Here is an 18,490-nt window from a genome sequence, read left to right as displayed (position 1 = left end):
ATACCTTCTTATCCTTTATTAACAAACTCATAAATTTTTTGGACTGAATTACTAGATAACGTATAAACCGTATGCGTGTCTTTTGAGTTCATAATTGTCCCAGAATCTTCAGTAATCCAAAGAGAATATGATTCTTCACCGATACTAAAATGATATTGTGGATCTGTCATGTTGACAATACCAGGCTTTTTCATTGAATCACTTACCGCTGTTGTGAAAATTTCTATTTCATCTATTTCGTTTAGTTCCAAGGAAGTCGCTTTAGTGCTAGTGACTGTTTCAGCACTGCCTTTATTAAGAACTTCAGTTAAATTATTTTCTTGTTTTTGGGAGCAACCAATTAACATAAGTCCAGATGCGATAAATAAAACAAATAGTTTTTTCATCCATATTCCCCCTCTGAAATTAGACTATTATTTGGAAATAAGTTACAAGTCCTTGTTGAACTAAGTACGCGTTACCTCAATATGAAGTAGTAGGATAATTTCCCGCTTTTCACCAGTCACAAATGCTCCTTTACCTTCTCTGTTAGTTGATATTAACTACTTCGATATCCCTCCAAATTTACCTGCTTTTTAACTAACCTGAGACTTTACTTGAATAAAGAGAAAGCGATGTTCTTTGGAGAATTACTTCTAATATTATGTAAGTATGAAAATAATAAAAGCTAAGGTCATTCCAATAACAGTGATTAAAGACGCAACCTTTATATAACGAATTGCACCAGCCGATATTTCAGGATCTTCTTGATACATCCACCTTTTTCCCCACAACAAACTTTCTTTCGGGTAGAAAAAACTCCAAATTAATACCCCATACAGGGGAATAATAAATATAAAACCTAAGATATCTCCCACCTTCCCCATCTCCCTAAAAAAATATTAATAATATACGATTTAATTTTTTATCGGTTTCAGAACAGCTTTGGATTAACCTGCCATTTTACCAAAGAAAAAAGCCTTATTCCTTAACTTCAGAAGTAAGATTAATGGATCTCTGGTCATTCTTTGAAAGGTATTTGTTGCTACCAGGTAGCATTTTAATCCTATTCCATGCTTTAATTGCATCCTCTCGATTTTTCTCCTTGTTTTCTGAATCCGCGAAATAGTCTCTGGTGAACTGATTGTATTCAAATTGTGAACCTATTTGTTTTTTGTAAGAAGGCTCTTTCTTGCGTTCCTCTTCTTCATTCCAAGCATTTACAACATCATTATATGTCTTTCCAATATTGTTCTTAATATAGTTTTGAATATACGTTGAAAAGTGAAACTTAGGATTAATCGCCGTTTTGAAAAAGGCTCTTACTTCTTGACTGCAACGATGATTTTCAGTAATCACAGTATCAAGACTTAAATCTGTTGCTGTTGTTTCTTTCGAAGAGCACTTTACTTTCCTCAGTGGCTTTTGTATTTTCCCTGTTTGAAGAAAAATTGCAATTCTGTCCGATATCTCAATCTTAGAACCAGAAGCACTCATCCCATTCTCTCTGCAAAATGTTTGCAACTCTTCTTTCAACCAATAGAAATTACGAAACTCTTGTACATTTATTTCTTTATTTAATAAAGGTCTCAATTACCTCATCCCCAGTTATGTTTTTATATAATATTATATAATACCATCATTTGGATTTCTGTTTTTTAAAGTATCTCTAGATATTCGCAATATACCATGAGATAACCAGAGCAAAAGGAGCCAGAACTCTTGCATTACCGAGCGACGGTAGTTAATTAGAAAAAGGAGCTACCTCTGCACCGGCAGGCAACCACTTGTTAAATAAGCACGTTAGTTTAAGTGTAGACTTTCACAATATTGCAGAACACTAATCATCATATGTCCTTTTTTTGAACAGTCAATAATGTCGGAGCTGGAGAAAAGGGAAAGAATTTTAACATTTCTACTGAAAAATAGTCAGTAGTATCTACTTCAGCTTCAATATATTTTACTCCTTTTTCAAAGGCATAATTTATTTGGGATGCTGTTAAAATTAACATATTTCGAACATCTGTTTTCTTCCTACATCCTCTCCATCCAAATTCAAATTGAATGGGGGTATTCGAATAATGTAACAAGGAATAAGCCTGTATCTCATTATTCTTTAAAATAACAAAACTTCCACTTTTAATTGTATCCTCATTAAAAATTAGCTCTTCCCATTTCTGAAAGCTGTGAACTCCAACAGGATTAACTGAATGAGCTATCTCATAGTTTTCTCTTACAAGGTTTATCAATTTGAATTTTAGTTCTTTGTGATTATCTATACTATCAAAGTCTTGTATGCTGATATCTTGTTCATTAACATCAGGGAAGACTTGTTGGAAATCCATCTTTGAGGTTCTTAACAAAGGCATATATGTCCTTCTAACTTCTAAGAAACCAACTTCTTCATAGAATGTTTTTAGTCCATACGAAGATTCCCAAATAGAAGTTTGTAGTGGTAATTGAATATTTTTAAAGTTGTATAAAGCTTCGATTAAAACAGCTTCAATTTCATTTCCAGTATGTTGTTTTGTAACCATTGAAAAGTATGTACAAGATGGATGAAATGCAGATTTCCAAGCAGTTATTAAACCTACCAACTTTTTATCCTCGTAAGCTTCATATGTACAAATGTTATTCTTGATGTGTACACCTCTTAAAAAATAGCGATAAGTGAAATCATCATCCCACACCCATTTTGATAATATATCTTTGATAAACTCGATATTCACAGAATTATTACGTTTTATAGCATAGTCACTTCTCAACATTTCCATCACCTCAATATAGTAATTCTACATTGTTCTTCCACTAACCTGCCCCTCTAGTGGAATAAGGGAAAAAGCTTAATTCCTTCTTGAGGTAAAGAACCCCTTAGTGTAAGAAGATAGATTTTCATTCTAATATTGTGTATAATACAAGTTAATTGCATACATTAAATGTTTTCTAGGGTTCCGCAACTATCTATGTTGGTCTGGTCCGAGAGAAAACTCACAGCTATGCTGTGTCACGGAAGGATAAAAGCCTGGGAGAAACTGTTTTCATACAGTTATCTCTCGGGCTTTTTTTGTTTTTATAGAATATAAAAGGAGGGGTTATTTAAATGAATACAAACTGGGTTAAAGTAGTACTCGCTGCTTTCTTCGAAGTTTTTTGGGTTATTGGATTAAAACATGCAGATGACTTTTGGACTTGGACTGGAACTGTTATTGCTATTATCGTTAGTTTTTATTTAATGATTATGGCTGGCAAAAAACTGCCTGTTGGGACTGTCTATGCGGTTTTTGTAGGACTAGGTACAGCCGGAACAGTTTTTTCGGACATCGTATTTTTTGGTGAACCATTTAAAATAGCAAAAGTTATTTTAATTTTAGTTTTATTGGGAGGGGTAATTGGTTTGAAATTAGTTACTAAAGACATCGATAAAGAAGGAGTTGAATCTTAATGGCGTGGGTTTCTTTGGTTGTTGCAGGCTTATTTGAAATGTTTGGTGTTGGTATGATAAATAAATTGCACAATGACCGTAATTGGCAATCATTAGTTCTATTAATTCTCGCGTTTGGGGCTAGTTTTATGTTTCTTGCTTATTCAATGAAAACACTTCCTATGGGAACAGCTTATGCAATTTGGACAGGAATTGGTGCTTCTGGTGGGGCAATTTTAGGTATGCTATTATATGGGGAATCAAAAGATTGGAGAAGACTAGTTTTTATAGGGATGGTCTTAGGTGCTGCAATTGGTCTAAAAATCGTCTCATAAATGAGCTTATAGATTGTCATATGAAGAAGATAATTTGTTTTAAAACAAGCAAATTATCTTCTTTATTTTTATTTTTATTGAACTAAACTACTGCTTTAGAATTGCTTTTTTAACAATTCTGCTTCTCCTTCTTGAAGTAAAGCACACGTTAGCACAATAAGAAAAGACCAAAGAATGGTCCTTTCTTATGGAAATATTCTATCGACCTATCACTCGCTTACATTTTTTATAACTGCCATTTCCTTACCGAACCTATCACCATTATCAATAAATCCCAAACTCGAGTATAAATTATGTGCTCCTAAGTTTTCAGGGTGATAGCCTACAACAATTTTTTGGGGATTCGGTAATTTAGCCATTTCTGAAATCATTAATTTGGTTGCAGCTTTACCGATACCCTTGCCTTGGTATTCCTCATCCACCATTATTCTATAAACCCAATAGCCACCAAGTTCTTCTTGAACTGAATTGTACATCAAAAAACCAACTATTTTATCTTCAACATAAATAGCATATGGCTTTAATGTAGGCTCAAACTTTGACTGAGCAATTGATATAGCATTGGGCTCCATGTATTCTTTTTGTTCTGTTGATACCTCTAATTCGCAACATTCGTACCAGTTTTCTGCATTTAATTCTACGATTTTCACATTTTCAATACTCATAATTTTCCCCTTTCAAAATTTGGGGAAACGCTAAACAACTTTGTTAAGTAGTCGTTATCCCCTTGTAATCATTAATAATATAAATTCTTTTATTCGTCATAATGAACGCCTCCTCTAACAACTATTGACTAAAAATCACATCAATTAATTTTCAGACTTTTTAATTATACTATTTTCACCCACTTAATTCCCTCTTAAAATAATTTAACTTTCGTATTCAACTAACCTGTGGCTTTAGTTTAAATGTAACATTTCACAAGGCATATCTGAGATCAATTTAATATTTTGTACATAAAAATAGACCTTCGAAAGGAAGGGCATATTTTGCTAAAGCACCCGTTAGTTGAACAACTTCTATTTCTTTAATGGCATAAATAAGGAAGGATTTAACTCAACACTTTCAATTACAATAGCAGTTAATCCTTTATCTGATTTCGTTTCATGCCATTCATCTTTTTCCCAAAATACAGCATCTCCAGACTGAACTTTAATATATTCTTCTTTATCATTACGAACATACCCTTCTCCAGCTATTACTACCAAAAGTTGAGGAACTGCTGCTTGATGGTACCCTATTATGCCATTTTCTTCTAAGTTCATACACACTATATTAGTTGCTTTATCTGTTTGAATTACACGAGACATAATAAAATCTGAATTAAATTTTGAAATCCTCTTACCACTATCTTTACTGATTTTATAAAAATCCATTATGTACCCCCAAAGAATTAGTATATATAACACTTATTCAACCATGTTGAACGATAATCCTGTAATTGTTATTAAACTAACCTACCCCTTAGTTCAAAAAGAAAAAAGGCTTTACTCCTTCTTGAAGTAAAGCACCCGTTAGTGGAATAAGAAAAGTGAAGCTTATTCAACAATCGCGCCCGATTGCGGAAGATTGGATTTCTGTGTCCCAAAATGCTCCAAAGTCTAGCTTTTTATTACATTTGAAACTGAAGAAATTTTCTGTGTTCTAAAGCGTAGTTTGGTAACTTTCTTTCCAAAAATTTTGCTCCCTAATTTTACACTCCAATAAAAAAGCAATTTCCTTATTCAAGGATAGCGCCTATTAATTGAAGAAGTTATTTAATTAGAAATCTTTATGCCATTCATCATCTAAAATGACACCTTTTTCATCAATATAACTCATAGCAAACGAACCGTGTTTTAATTTATCTTCGCTTTTTAAAGAAGCAATTAATTCATTTAGGATTTTTTCGTCATCATCGCTCTTTTTACGAGGAACAGTAATAAAGATGAGTGGTGCAACCTCAGACTCTTTATAACTTTTAGGTTTTAGAGAATCGATATCTGATTCTAGACCGATATTATCAGTGACAAAGAAAACGAAGAAATCCGTTGTTTCACCAAAACTTTCTTCAATAAATGGACGTATTTCACTTTTTAAGTCTTCTTCCGATTCGCCTATTATCTGATCGATTTTCTCGAACGCTTGATATAAATTAGTCCCTTTTTCTCCTAGTGTGACAATAATTTCACGACAAGACTCTGGGTTAATCGAACGGACAATGTATTGCTGTTGTTCCAATTTAGCTAAAAGTTGACTTATAGCTCCTGGTGTAACTTTCATTTCACTCGCCAATTCATTAACTGATAATTTTGAATGTCTATGTAGATGCTCTAGTACCAATGCTTGCTTAGGTGGTATGTTATAATCGATGATTTCTTCGTAATGATGAAGTAAAACATAATTAATTTCATCTAGTTTTGTGAGAATGGATTTCATCTTATTTATTTCCATATTAACGGCACCCCTTTATTTTAAATCTAAAAATTTTATATAACTAAAGTATTTAGACTGATTATACAGACATCCTTTTGCAAATACAAAATAAATATAACAATAAATGGTTAAAAATCGTTATCTTGTTCCAGTAAATGGCCCGATTGTGGAACACAAGTTAAATAATACTCTTCAACTAACCTGCCGCGTTAGTTTAAGTGAAATTCTTCACAAATTTATATTAAACATAAATATCCAAGTAGTCTAAAAAACACTCTAAATTCTATTTATTTATAGGAAAACCACAGTGATAAGCTTACTTCAACAATTCAATTTATTTGGCCACTCTTTCATAGGTTAATTTTTGCGCAAATAAAAAAGCATATAATAGAAAGTAGATCTTCAAAAAGAGTAAGTGATCAAAGCAGAGGATTACACCTCCTTTTTTTCTACACTCTTACTTTTTATGTAAAACAAAAGATATACGAGTAAATAGACAAAACCAAGCATATTAGCCCTCACAAATGTTGATTGTGAGGGCTTATCGTTTTATCTTTAAAAGGATGGTATATTAGCAAATGTTAAAAGCTCGTTTAGGTTAATTAAATTTCCAATTATATTAGATACTCATTTATTTCAATTTTCATTTGCTCACACATTATCTATTGAGTTCGACTGTAATTGGCTCTAATAATTCTCGCATATCTGATGTTATTTCACCTGATTGTGAAACATAACAAATTTCAGCCGTTAATGTAATTGTAGTTACATCCTCTGATAAATTATATAACGCAAAGCTCCAATCAAAGCCATGTCCATCCTCAGAAATAGCACCACCATTGTCATGAATTTCATACTCATTGCCATGATTATCGATCGCTTTTACGAAATGAATTGATGATAGTGGTTGCTTTTTCATAATAGCTGGGTCGATGTTATATTCATAATGTATAACTGTTGATAAATCAGTATAGTTTACTTTATTAATTTGAATTTTCGCTTTATCATTAGTTGAAGTTATTTTTAAATGTTCTAATTTACCAGGAAGTGTATCCATTGTAAAGGCAAATGACCAATCTCCTTCAAAAGTTTCATTTGTATCGGGATTTGTAATTTTTTCAGGCTGCCATTTAATTTTCAATACGTCCAAGTGTTTATTAAATGTAGGTGTCATTTTTATTATACCTGTGTAAAGACCGTCAGCAGATTTCTCTAATGATGAAGCCCCTGTTGCAGCAGTAGCCCCCTTTATATCGAACATTGTATCAGTTAAAGGCTGTTCCCCTAAATCTTTGTCGGAATGGATGGCATACGCCACCATTAAAGTAGTACCATCGTAAACAGCATTTTCAATCATGATATCGATACCATTACTCGATTCGACTTGGTTAATAATCGTCGCCAACGCCACATAGTTTTTTGGCACAAAATTAGGGTCGATTTTTTCTAAAATATTTTCAACAAAAGGTAACTGACTCGCAATTGTTGGCAATGCATACAAGCTTCCTGAAAGCGCTACTAAACTAACAACTGCAGCTGTAACAAATTTCTTCCACGTACGATTGGGGGCTTTTTTTGTACGTGCATTTTTACGGATTTTCTGCTTTTGTATGTCTGTTAGTGGCTTTTCCTCAATTGTATCAACATCTATTTCCACAAATCTTTTCATCTCTTCATTCATATGAATTGCTCCTTTAATTTTATTTTTTGAGCAAGCTTCTTTCGACCACGTGATAAACGATTATCGATAGCAGTTACAGACAAATGTAAAGTTTTTGCTATTTCGCTACTTGGTAAATTTAAAAAATATTTCATTATGAAAATGTCACGGTCTATTTCTGGCAATCTACTAATGGCCGCTAGTAGCTCATCTCTTTGTTCCTTTTGTATATATGTCCTTTGCATATCAGGTGTTGATTGCTCCAAAAGTACTTGCTCGTCTGTTTGTTCACGTGTCTTTTGCTTTTCTAACGCGCGATAGTAGTCAATAGCCTTATATTTCGTAATCATGCCAACCCACTTTTTAAAAGCTATTGCGTCACCATCGAATTGATGAGCACGCTGCCAAATGAGTAAAAAGGTATCATTTACGCATTCATCGACGGCTTGATGGCTAACATGTCCCAAAATATGATAGGATATACCGTGGACTAAGCCTCCGTAATGTTCCATTATATATTCGAGTGCATCTTCTTTTTGTTTTTTTAGTCGACTAATATAATTTCTCTCTGTACATTTCATATGCTCGCTCCTTCACTTCATTCGAAAAGCTTTTCACTAACTATAACGAAGCCACCAACAATTTTCTCGCATAAAAAAATCGATGTAAACGAAAATTTACATCGATGTGGTAGTATATAATTTGATATTGATTTTGATTTCTCGTCGACCTTAAAAAATAGACTTTCCTTATTGTCAGTTCTATAGGGTCTTACTACCTTTAATCTGAGCAGGCTCTTTATGTTGTCCTATTATAACAGTGTTTTATCATGATACTAGGTACTAAAACTTATTTAAGTTTTAATGTTATTTGTCTATTTTTGAAAAAACCAAATTGATTATTTCGGAAAGTGAATATTTTACTAACTCACTCGTTAGTTGAATAGTAAAGTTCTATTCAAACAATGGAGTTTTTGGGTCTATTCCATAACAATGAACAAGCATAGAGTGTAATTGTCCTCTGTGATGATAAATGTGAGCTACAATCTCTAACAACCATTCATATCGTGAATATGTAACGCCCCAATAAGAACTAATTTCCTCATGAAGCTCGACTTCTGTATACTTCATAAATTTATCTTCTAAAAATTGGTGATTGTTTATCAACGCTTCTTTCATCTCATCTAGACTTTTTTATGAAATACTTGCATAAAATTGATTCATCATGTCTTGGGATGCGCCGTCCGATATAAGTGAATCAGCTACACAAATAATAGCTATGTGTTCTAAAAGTTCTCCTATGGAATGCTTACTGGGTGTAGGTCTTTTTTGTAAGTCATTTTCTTCTAACTTTTCTATCATCTCAATAATTGTAGTTACAGCGACTTTAATTTGATGTAATGCACTCTTACAATATTTATTCATCTAATCCTCCTCTACATCCTTCTATTAAAATAACCTGTGACTTTTATTCAATAAGAAAAAAACATTACTCCTTCTTGAGGTAAAGCAACCATTTGAAAAAAATGTAGAAACTGGTTAGCTATTTAATTTACAGATCTATTAAGTGCTTCTTTATTTCTAAATTTCCTAATAAAGAAAAGTGTAAAAGTAAGAATTACACCCACAACTATTCCGATTACGCTTAAATTTATTCCTGTACCAGTTGTAATACCATCTGCACGAAAAGAACCATTAGCATAAATAGAACCGATAATGATGACAAATCCAATCCATTCAAAAATCTTATTTTTCGCCATTTCAAATCTCCCCTTTATATTCAATTTGTAAAATAATTCAAATTTTTCAAATAGCTGTATTTCCTTATTCAACTAACCAGCCACGTTGTTCAATAAGAAAAGTGCTTTTCCTTTATGAAGTACAGCCCCGTTAGTTGAATAAGCACCGTCTCTTTTATTACACATTATGGTCGAATAAAAATTTGGAAAATTATTAGTTTGGAATACGTAAATATGATAATTTATCTGAAGTTGGTGTTTTTGAGTGTTTAAATCAGAAGTAGTACGCTTTCTTCAAGAAATCGAATTTGATACTTTTACTTTTTTACTTTGTTCGTATATCTCATAAATACTAATAAGAATAACAATCCATAAGACTGGATTATTTAAAGATATTCCTACTTGTGAAATACCCCCGAGAACTGTAAATGCAACAACTAACAGAAACAAATACAACATTGAAACCAATTGCCAAAGTAGAATTAATCTTGAGTTATCTTTTTGAAACCTGTTAGATAAAATACTGAAAATAACTATGATTATCAACAGTGCAACAACAAGTGATTTTGGCAAGTAAATGAAGTCAATTAAATCAGGAAAGAAATCATAAGCTAACAAACTGGTCATTGAAAGTAGCATAAGTACAATAATAAATACATTAACTTTCTTCATTTGGTAACACTTCCTTTAGTCTATATACGTATGAATAGCGTGAGTAGTTTCGCATTATTCTGTTTTTTCTTATTAAACTATCCTGCGGCGATACTTCAATAAGAAAAGTGCTTTACCTCTTCTTGAAGTAAAGCACCCCTTAGCCATCCATGTTGCACAAAACTAGCACTACACCACAGAGAATTAAAATGAGAAAAATGAGTATAGGATACTACGGTTGACGAAGAAGTTCGATCAACTATATGTCATCGAGCCCATCCGTTAGTCTGACTCCGACGCCCACGGTGCATCACAGACTGTCGCACTCTATATGAGTAGGCACCCAATAAATTTTTAGAGGTAACTAATTATTATGTCGTTTGTTAAATTCAATCGTAATGAACTCCGGCAAATAGCTAGGAGTACATCCTTTTGCTACTATTTCATCTTTGTAAAGACCCGTTCTCTCACCAAGTTTAATACAACGTGCACGATTCTTTTCATCATAAACGCCTATCCAGCCTGCGGTAAAATTCATAGCCCATTGAACTTCCGGTTCTTCCTGCGTAATATTAGCTTCTAATGCAGATAGCAAGTCTGCGGTGTTATCAGGAGGTGTTTGTCCAGTCCATCTTAATCGCCCTTGATAATACCAGAAAGTTCGCCTTTGAAGAGCAGAAGGACTATTTTCCCATGACTCCATCAATACAATATTCTTCTTGTCTTTGGTGAGCTGATTAGCCATTAACCAATCCATTAAGTTATTTCGCTCAACTAAACTGTGAGTCTGCATATCCTTATCAAGCTTATTTAGCACATCTTGTGAAAGAAGTTTTTTGTCCATAATTAAGATTGCTAATAGTCTAGGCAAAAACTCTTCGGTTGACCAAAGTTCCATAGCTAGTTCGTGATCTTTTTTAATGTCCTTCGCAATTTTTCGTAAGTCTCCTAGCTTTGTTTTACTATTGATCTGAGGTAGAATGTTTTCTGCTTTTGAAGAGCGTTTTATTTCTGTATCTTTTTTTTCATCCATTTTATATACCTCCTTTATTTAAACACTGTTTCCTAATATGATATCAAGAACTTAATTTCGTTAGTTGAATAATGCATATTTGACTCCATATCAATATACATAATATGTTCTGCTAAACTCAGCATATCTAAATATCAATTGCCACTATCAAAATTAATAGTATTACTTTTCAAAAATGAATGTCTTTTTATGTTTATTCATACATGCCCCTATAGCCTGCTTCGTTAATATAAAAAAAAGCTTTACTCCTTCTTGAAGTAAAGCACCCGTTATTAAGAAGGAAATTGTACTTTATTCTGCCAATCTACTAATATTCTGTATCTCTAGATTTATCTTACGTATTTGCTTGTCAATTTCATCAATTTGAAGGTCATTGGTAACTTGTTTTCTTTTTTCCACTAGCTCAACTCGTAATCTTTGCAAAAAAACCACTCTCCCTAACAACCCCATCTCTTACCCACCTTGACATAGAATTTGTCCATATCTTTGTATTCTAGAAGTCGAGAGGATACTCCTTCTTGAAGTAAAGCATCCGTTAGTTGATGAAGAGTTAATTCACTTCTAAATGAAGGCATAGAATCATCACCATAATCTCTGTTGCTAGCCTTATCGTGGAATTTCGACTGTAATTTGAGCTTCTTGATTTAGCGTCATTTTTGGAATATTAATTGTTTTAATAATTATTTCCCCATTGTCTTTTGTATCGTTAATATACATTTTATATTTATTTTTACCAATCGCTTTAGGATAACCTCCTTCTTCAATTAAATAATTACCGTCACTATCTTCCACCCATAAATGATTCATCTCAAAATTTGTACCGAACGGGAATGAACTTGTCGATTCAAAGTAAACTGCAGTTAGTTCGTTTTCTTCTTCCATTCTCGTCACCACTATATCTCCCATCTCACCTTGTGAAATTGTTAAGGGCAAACGATTTTGTTCCAATATTTCTGTATTCTCCTTCCTTTCAGTGACTTCCGGCACAAAGAAAGGACTAATTGTAAGATCACTTACTTCCTCACTAAGCGGTTCGTACACGTATTTGCGAAGCATACCTTTCTCATCACCTGAACCTGATTGACTTATCACGGGTAGAGAATTTCCATTTTGGTCTAACAAGAATAATTCTAATCTTTCGTTTTGATGATTATATAAAGCTTCGGGAGTTCCTTTAAAAAATATGTGCAAACTTATAGCTGAATCTGTACTCTCGAATTTTTTCACTTCAAAGGAAAGGTCATCTAATTCAGCCCGTTGCCCTATCCCTAAATTCACAGGATGATTATCGGTTTGTAATACATGTGTTTCAAACTGCCAATCACCTATGGTCTCACCTATTCTTATTATGGATACGTTTAAATTAAACTCTTTTGGTAAGGACTCTGTTGGATACATTTGGATAAGTCCAGCAAATTGTCCGTTTGCTAAATACTCACCATTCATACTTGTTGGAGCGTTGATTTCTTCACCGTTTACTTCAATACGGTGTGTAATAATCGATTCAGCTTTATCCTGTACAAATGAAAACGCAAGGCGTGTACCATCATATAACACTTCCTGAACCTTTAATGAAACTCCATTGCTAGTTATCGTTTCGTTTAACAAAACTGCATTTTCATCATGGATAGCAACTCGTAAACCCTTATCACCAACTGATGTAAAAATGGAATCAAGTAAAGGTACCCTTGCAAGCACACCAGCCATAGTAGGAGAAAGAAATCCTAAGCTAATCAGTAAACCAAATGCCACAGCGCATGACATCACGAGTATCCCTATTTTTTTCCTTTTAGGCATAATTTGTTTTTGGCTTGTATTTAACCCTTCTTCAATGGCTGCGTCTAGCTTTTGTTTAGGTACTGGAATCGAATCAATTGATTTTTTAATATCCTTGTCCATTTACTTGTCCTCCCTGATAAAACTGTTTCAGCTTTTGAACTGCCCGATGTAAATTCGATTTCACTGTTCCTTCAGGACAATTTAGACAAACTGCTATTTGTTGCACAGGTAAATCCCTGTAATAACGAAGAATAATGACCGTCTTATATTTATCTTCTAACTGTTCTATTGCATGTAATAAATCCAGTTTTTCTTCAATTTTCACATTCGGAAACTGTCTCTCCGGTATCTCTTCGTCAAGTCGGATTATTTTGGATGATTTTCTTAAAAACTCCAACGCTGTATTGATAAGAACCCTCGTAAGCCATGTACTGAAATACCTTTCCTCTTTTACAGTCTTTATACTGGCATACGCTTTAGTGATTGTTTCTTGAACGATATCTAAAGCATCATTCTCGTTCTTAACATATAAATATGCCATTTTATAAAGCTTTTCTTTATCACTTTCTACTAATTGAAGAAATGCTTTTTTATCCCCTTTCTGAGCCTTTATAAATGTGTTTTGCAAAAGCAATGACTTCCCTCCGTTCTCTTCTTACAAACGTTAGATGAATGAGATGACCTTTTCGTTGCAATTCGAGTATAACTTATATGAATTTTTTTAGAAAAAAATTGAAAAAAGATTATTCAACATAAAAACGTCTCTACTGTTGGTAGAGACGCACTCTTTTTTTATAACTATGCTTAGCCTATTTCCGTGCAAGAGGTTCGATTCCTTCTTCAACTAAACTGCTGCTTTAGTTCAATTAGAAAAAAGTCTTTACTCCTTCTTGAAGTAAAGCACCTCGTTAAGTGGAAGAAGTTACTTTAGAATATTCCACTTTTCTTTGTATTCATCATAAGCCCCTGTCCAATGGTAAGGTTGAACTTCTGATAATGATTTAAAAGTTAGTTCTTGACCAGGCAGTGTAACTGCAACTCTTACATTTGGGCCCCAATAAAACAACCTTTCTTGACATATCCCGCAGGGAGAAAGGACTTTGAATTTAGATTTCTCGTCGTCGCGGACAACACAAAGTGAGTGTGTCACCTTTTTATTCAATTTATGAGCTTCTAAGATAGCACCAGTTTCCATACATACTACAGTTGAATCATTTATAACATCGGGAGCTACACTGGTATGTATAGACCCATCTTCTAAAGCAATCGCCGCAGCTCCACCCCAACCAACGGGGTATCTCTTTTCTATAAGTTCAATAACTGATTCATATAATTTTTGTTCGATTTTCAATCAAATTCCTCCCAATAGTCTAAATAAAATTTATTTATTAAAAACACCACAATGTCTGATTCAACATATAATTCCTTATTACTGCTTCTTAGCTCGATTAGAAAGTGCTTTACTCATTCATAAAGTAAATCACCCCTTAGTTGAGATTTTTTTCTAACTCTAATTATAACCTTTGAGCACTAAAATTAGATTAACTTTTTGAAAAAATCAGTTTTTTACTTCAATAAGAAAAGTGCTTCACTTCTTAATGAAGTAAGCACCTCGTTAGTTGAATAATCCTTACATTGTTTGTGGATCGCTTTTACCAAGCTAAATCGTCAGCATGACCGACCTGAATTTTAAATGCCTTCAAGTCCAAGTTGGATTTTATAATCATATCTTGATAAATCTTCATTACTCCAGCTTTTTTTTGTTCCATAACCACTTCGTTTTCAGGAATTATAATAATAAGGTTAATATCATCTTTGGAATTAATCATTCCTGCTGTTTGATAACTATATCCCACTTTTCTCAATTCTTCTCCGACTTTGGTGAAGAATCCTCCCTCTTTTTGGAGCGATTCGAGAAAGACCTCTAATTCTTTTTGCTCTACTTGGGATAAGTGCGAAATAGGGATTTTATCTTCTTTTTTTGTTCCTTCTGCCTGAGCATAAATAAAAAATATTACTAATAAGAGGGAACCAAAGACGACTGCACTAAGCTTTCTTTTTTTCACACTATGTCTCCTTTTTTAAAGGTATGAGTGTATAAACTGGAAAATAACCGTTTAACTATCCTGCTGCTTGAGTTAATAAGAAAAGGTGCTTTACTCCTTATTGAAGTAAAGCACCAGTTAGGTGAATAACAATAGAGTCATTTATTAAACAATAACGCCCGTTTGCATGGTATTAAAGCGAATAGAGCTCAATTATTTTGTCTATGGATAATTTACTCGGATCACTCATATCTACAAAATAAGGCAACTGCCATCTTTGAGTTTTCAACGCTTGCTCACTAGTCGGTTTATCCTAACTAGAATAAACTCTTATTGCCATTTTCCCCATTGTTGAACTGGACCTCAGAATATTATGTTTGAAAAGTATTTCTTTTGGAAAAATAAATTGTCCAAACTTACTATCATCTTGAAAAGTAGTTATAACTAATAAATCAGGTGTTTCTTCATATGTAAATGGTTGGTTTATATTATTTTCGTCTTTTTCCCAAAATGCCACAAACTGCCCTACTTTAGTGGGGGTTATATTTGCAACTCTGAAACGAACTGTTTTCGAAGATAACCGAAATGTACCAGCACCATACTTAGAATTTTGCTTTTCTTCCTGAACAGATTTTACAGTTAAGTCATTTGGCTCGTATATCATTTTATTTACATAACTTAATGCTGTATAAAAATCATTCATTATTCCACCCCTCCAATTTCTAATAATCGAACCCGATTGTTGAATACAGGTTAAACAACACTCTTAAACTAACCTGCCGCTTAGTTCATCAAGAAAAAGGCTCTACTCCCTTGAACTAAATCACCCGTTAGTAGAAGAAGGGATGCCAATATTAACTAATTTACTTTTTTCCCTTTGGCATTCAATATTTTAATTTCATAAGAGTCAATATTAGATATAGAATTTAGTTCCTTAGAATGTAGGATTTCATTCACTTTAGCTTCAATTTCCATTGCTAACTCATGGGCATCTTTATCTGAACCTTTTATGGAAGTTTGAATGGTAATTGATTTTTCATACTCATTTTGATACTCAGTATTTATATTTTCGAATAGGTCGTTGTGTTTAAGACCTTCCATTAGACTCAATGCTATATGTGAGAGTTCTTTGTTTATATTTTCAGTTTCTACGGTAACAAAAGATAAATCCATTCTTTCTACAACAACTGTATAGTCCTTTAATGTGGAAGATTTAATTACATTTTTTGCAATAGACTCAATATCCTTTTTTACTGAATTAAAATATTCTTCATTCTCTTTAACTTGTACCCTCAATTTTATCTCCGAATTTGAACTTACACCAAATTCCAACTCATCATACTTCTCATGGATTTTTTCAGTTACCTCGCTCAATGTAGAAAAATGTAGCTCATTTTCTTTAGTAGATAAAGGTTCTGGTTCCTTATTGTCAATAGCAGTATCAACTTCTGATTGTTTATTTAACAGGTTAAATGAACCTATTCCCACTATAAGTATTCCAGTAATAATCAATCTCCTTTTTAACATATTATCCCTCCTTTTAAGAAGGTATGTCATAAACCAACTAAAAAGTCCCCCCAAAAACACAATGTACTTCTTGAAGTAAAGCACCCTTTAGTTGAAGAAGAAATATACCTATATTCTTTAATTCATTTTCATAAAATGAAATAGAGGCATAAGTTAAAAAAGATGCTCTTAGATAGCATCTTTTTCATAATATTAGTAAGATACAGGATAAGCATCCACAAGACAGTCAATCCGTAACCTTTCACTTTTCCTTACTATTGTTAAATTAACACTGTAATGGACAGTTTTTTCATTCAATGTTTTTTCAAATGATTTATATCCTTCGATTTCTTCTCCATCGATCTCCACTATAATATCTTCAGGTTTAAGTCCAGCAGTTGCAGCTACCGAACCTTCCTTCACCTGTAAAACTCTTGTACCTCTCTCCCCTTCGTTTGTTGTGTGAGCAATACCTATCCATGCTTTCCAGAACTTTGTACGATTATCGGTACCAGTTTCATAGACACTCTTTAGATTTTCTAAGAATTGACTTGTGCCAAACAACATATTTTCCTTTTTATATTGATTCATTTCACCAATAAAGGTAGCCTGATACTCAATACTCACTTGAATTCCATTTTTAACTTTTTCTAATGAAGTAATGGTAGTAAAATCGCCCTCAAGGCTCTGAAGTACAAAACGTTTCATTGTATCTATTTCTGTAAAAACACCCTCAGATGTTGCCTCCCATCCATGATTCATATATCCTTTTCCACCTATACGAAAATCTATCTCAGCATTTTTTGTATACCAACGATTTAAATGCTCAGGCTTAGTCAATGCATCCCAAACTTGCTTCAAAGGGGCGTTAACAATAATTTCTCTCTTTATAGAATCCTTAATCCAGTTCATCTTGAAATTCTCCTTTTTCTACATAGTTTTTTAGACTTACGAGCTGATTATCAAGTAGTTCTCCGATGTACTGATGCACCTCATTGTAGGCAATTTGGAGAACCTCAGGATTTAATGAATAGATACGATACTTCCCATCCCAGCTCTCTGAAATAATTTTTTCCTCCAATAAAATATTCAAATGCTTCTTTATTGCTGGTTGAGAAATATCAAATGCTTTGACTAACTCTTTTTGGGTTTTGTTTCCATGTTTAAGCATACTTAATATACCTCGCCGCGTTGAATCACCTAATGCTCGATAAACATCTGGCATTATCATCCCCTCACCTTTCACATATAACCAATTAGTTATATGTATTCTAGAAAAAAGGGCAGCTTAAGCTACCCGATGATCTTTAATTGAAGCACCCGTTATTTGATTAAAAAATAATGGTTTTCTTGAAATTATTTATTAGACTCTTTTAGCAATGCTAATTTAGACTTTGAGGGTGTTTCATAATTAACGGTCTTTTGAAGATAAACATTACTACCATCACTTCTATGGCTGCTAAGATATGCCCATAAATTGTTGCCCAAATCTAAATGAGTTGCGTAAGTTTCTACTTTAATTCCGTAAACTCTAAATACTTCACCTTTTTTAACAACTCTAGCTGGACGAAATTCACCATTTTCATATTTAGATATGGTAAATCCTGATTTTAACATCGTCACCCTACCTATTTGTCCTGTTTTAAGCTCCATGTTATCCCACATAATTTTTGTAGGCGTAGGCATTGCAGCTTCTGTTTTTATAAAAAAAGTAGGAAAGGCTAAGACTATCAATAAGACTGAAAGAATTATCTTTTTCATAAGACCACTCCTTTTTTTCCTAATTATACCATAACATTATTATTAAATCATTTATCTACTTGTATCGTACCCCAATACTGCCTAATACTAATAAGTGAAATAAGAAAAAAGAGCTTGTTCAACCTAATAGAAATAATGTGGACGAAAAGAACACCATCGGTTAATAG

Annotated in this window: 23 protein-coding genes, 2 pseudogenes and 1 riboswitch; of the genes and pseudogenes, 2 read left to right on the top strand and 23 right to left on the bottom strand. The window is 33.2% G+C overall.

Annotated features, from left to right (window positions below):
- Positions 1-8: 8 nt before the first annotated feature.
- The 4 genes from BM260_RS00345 to BM260_RS00330 form a co-directional block, all read right to left on the bottom strand.
- Complete coding sequence (locus tag BM260_RS00345) at positions 9-386, bottom strand: hypothetical protein (RefSeq protein ID WP_093533886.1); 378 nt, start codon at positions 384-386, stop codon at positions 9-11.
- A gap of 255 nt (positions 387-641) precedes the next feature.
- Positions 642-857 (bottom strand): hypothetical protein, encoded by a 216-nt coding sequence (locus BM260_RS00340; RefSeq protein WP_407691692.1) that lies wholly within the window; start codon positions 855-857, stop codon positions 642-644.
- Between the two features lie 103 nt (positions 858-960).
- Positions 961-1,572, bottom strand: coding sequence for a DUF6434 domain-containing protein (locus BM260_RS00335; protein ID WP_093533882.1), 612 nt, complete (start codon positions 1,570-1,572; stop codon positions 961-963).
- Between the two features lie 254 nt (positions 1,573-1,826).
- Positions 1,827-2,753 (bottom strand): GNAT family acetyltransferase, encoded by a 927-nt coding sequence (locus BM260_RS00330; RefSeq protein WP_139219880.1) that lies wholly within the window; start codon positions 2,751-2,753, stop codon positions 1,827-1,829.
- A gap of 158 nt (positions 2,754-2,911) precedes the next feature.
- Positions 2,912-3,010, top strand: a riboswitch (guanidine-I (ykkC/yxkD leader).
- A 69-nt stretch (positions 3,011-3,079) separates the two neighbouring features.
- Between BM260_RS00330 and BM260_RS00325 the strand changes: the two genes are divergently transcribed.
- Both BM260_RS00325 and BM260_RS00320 read left to right on the top strand, forming a co-directional pair.
- A complete protein-coding gene (locus tag BM260_RS00325) occupies positions 3,080-3,421 on the top strand; it encodes a DMT family transporter (RefSeq protein ID WP_093533878.1) in 342 nt (113 codons plus the stop codon).
- Entirely contained in the window at positions 3,421-3,735 is a 315-nt protein-coding gene (locus BM260_RS00320; RefSeq protein WP_093533876.1) for a DMT family transporter, read from the top strand. The genes BM260_RS00325 and BM260_RS00320 overlap by 1 nt, the downstream gene beginning before the upstream one ends.
- Positions 3,736-3,944: 209 nt before the next feature.
- Here BM260_RS00320 and BM260_RS00315 read toward each other — a convergent pair whose 3' ends face one another.
- The 19 genes and pseudogenes from BM260_RS00315 to BM260_RS00230 all read right to left on the bottom strand — a co-directional run bounded on the left by BM260_RS00315 (position 3,945) and on the right by BM260_RS00230 (position 18,323).
- On the bottom strand, positions 3,945-4,400 hold the full coding sequence (locus tag BM260_RS00315; protein ID WP_093533874.1) for a GNAT family N-acetyltransferase: 456 nt from the start codon (positions 4,398-4,400) through the stop codon (positions 3,945-3,947).
- 354 nt (positions 4,401-4,754) lie between these two features.
- Entirely contained in the window at positions 4,755-5,111 is a 357-nt protein-coding gene (locus BM260_RS00310) for a cupin domain-containing protein (RefSeq protein WP_093533872.1), read from the bottom strand.
- 385 nt (positions 5,112-5,496) lie between these two features.
- Positions 5,497-6,168, bottom strand: a complete 672-nt coding sequence (locus BM260_RS00305) for a MarR family winged helix-turn-helix transcriptional regulator (RefSeq protein WP_093533870.1) — start codon at positions 6,166-6,168, stop codon at positions 5,497-5,499.
- A 640-nt stretch (positions 6,169-6,808) separates the two neighbouring features.
- Entirely contained in the window at positions 6,809-7,831 is a 1,023-nt protein-coding gene (locus BM260_RS00300; protein WP_093533868.1) for a DUF4179 domain-containing protein, read from the bottom strand.
- Positions 7,828-8,391: a sigma-70 family RNA polymerase sigma factor gene (locus BM260_RS00295; protein ID WP_093533866.1), complete on the bottom strand. Its 564-nt coding sequence runs from the start codon at positions 8,389-8,391 to the stop codon at positions 7,828-7,830. Before BM260_RS00295 ends, BM260_RS00300 begins: the two co-directional genes overlap by 4 nt.
- 372 nt (positions 8,392-8,763) lie before the next feature.
- Positions 8,764-9,234, bottom strand: a pseudogene (locus tag BM260_RS18890) (DinB family protein).
- 122 nt (positions 9,235-9,356) lie between these two features.
- Positions 9,357-9,569, bottom strand: a complete 213-nt coding sequence (locus tag BM260_RS00285) for a DUF3149 domain-containing protein (protein WP_093533863.1) — start codon at positions 9,567-9,569, stop codon at positions 9,357-9,359.
- Positions 9,570-9,842: 273 nt separating this feature from the next.
- Positions 9,843-10,220 carry a hypothetical protein gene (locus BM260_RS00280; protein WP_093533861.1) on the bottom strand — a complete coding sequence of 126 codons (378 nt, stop codon included), beginning with the start codon at positions 10,218-10,220 and terminating at the stop codon, positions 9,843-9,845.
- A 343-nt stretch (positions 10,221-10,563) separates the two neighbouring features.
- Complete coding sequence (locus BM260_RS00275; RefSeq protein ID WP_093533859.1) at positions 10,564-11,232, bottom strand: DNA alkylation repair protein; 669 nt, start codon at positions 11,230-11,232, stop codon at positions 10,564-10,566.
- Between the two features lie 291 nt (positions 11,233-11,523).
- Positions 11,524-11,655, bottom strand: coding sequence for a hypothetical protein (locus BM260_RS18730; protein WP_281249734.1), 132 nt, complete (start codon positions 11,653-11,655; stop codon positions 11,524-11,526).
- 183 nt (positions 11,656-11,838) lie between these two features.
- Positions 11,839-13,131 carry a DUF4179 domain-containing protein gene (locus BM260_RS00270; protein ID WP_093533858.1) on the bottom strand — a complete coding sequence of 431 codons (1,293 nt, stop codon included), beginning with the start codon at positions 13,129-13,131 and terminating at the stop codon, positions 11,839-11,841.
- Positions 13,115-13,645 (bottom strand): sigma-70 family RNA polymerase sigma factor, encoded by a 531-nt coding sequence (locus BM260_RS00265; protein ID WP_093533857.1) that lies wholly within the window; start codon positions 13,643-13,645, stop codon positions 13,115-13,117. Before BM260_RS00265 ends, BM260_RS00270 begins: the two co-directional genes overlap by 17 nt.
- Positions 13,646-13,933: 288 nt before the next feature.
- Complete coding sequence (locus BM260_RS00260; protein WP_093533855.1) at positions 13,934-14,362, bottom strand: cytidine deaminase; 429 nt, start codon at positions 14,360-14,362, stop codon at positions 13,934-13,936.
- A 301-nt stretch (positions 14,363-14,663) separates the two neighbouring features.
- A complete protein-coding gene (locus tag BM260_RS00255; RefSeq protein WP_093533853.1) occupies positions 14,664-15,077 on the bottom strand; it encodes a hypothetical protein in 414 nt (137 codons plus the stop codon).
- Between the two features lie 172 nt (positions 15,078-15,249).
- Positions 15,250-15,759, bottom strand: a pseudogene (locus tag BM260_RS00250) (MepB family protein).
- Between the two features lie 155 nt (positions 15,760-15,914).
- Positions 15,915-16,583, bottom strand: coding sequence for a DUF4030 domain-containing protein (locus BM260_RS00245; protein ID WP_093533851.1), 669 nt, complete (start codon positions 16,581-16,583; stop codon positions 15,915-15,917).
- 192 nt (positions 16,584-16,775) lie between these two features.
- Entirely contained in the window at positions 16,776-17,474 is a 699-nt protein-coding gene (locus tag BM260_RS00240; protein ID WP_093533849.1) for an SRPBCC domain-containing protein, read from the bottom strand.
- Positions 17,461-17,787: an ArsR/SmtB family transcription factor gene (locus BM260_RS00235; protein WP_175496133.1), complete on the bottom strand. Its 327-nt coding sequence runs from the start codon at positions 17,785-17,787 to the stop codon at positions 17,461-17,463. Before BM260_RS00235 ends, BM260_RS00240 begins: the two co-directional genes overlap by 14 nt.
- Positions 17,788-17,918: 131 nt before the next feature.
- On the bottom strand, positions 17,919-18,323 hold the full coding sequence (locus tag BM260_RS00230) for a hypothetical protein (protein ID WP_093533845.1): 405 nt from the start codon (positions 18,321-18,323) through the stop codon (positions 17,919-17,921).
- Between the last annotated feature and the right edge of the window lie 167 nt (positions 18,324-18,490).

Source organism: Psychrobacillus psychrotolerans (assembly GCF_900115805.1).
Classification (GTDB): domain Bacteria; phylum Bacillota; class Bacilli; order Bacillales_A; family Planococcaceae; genus Psychrobacillus; species Psychrobacillus psychrotolerans.
The sequence above is the reverse complement of the archived record's forward strand: the minus strand, read 5'-3'. Positions and strand labels throughout refer to the sequence as shown.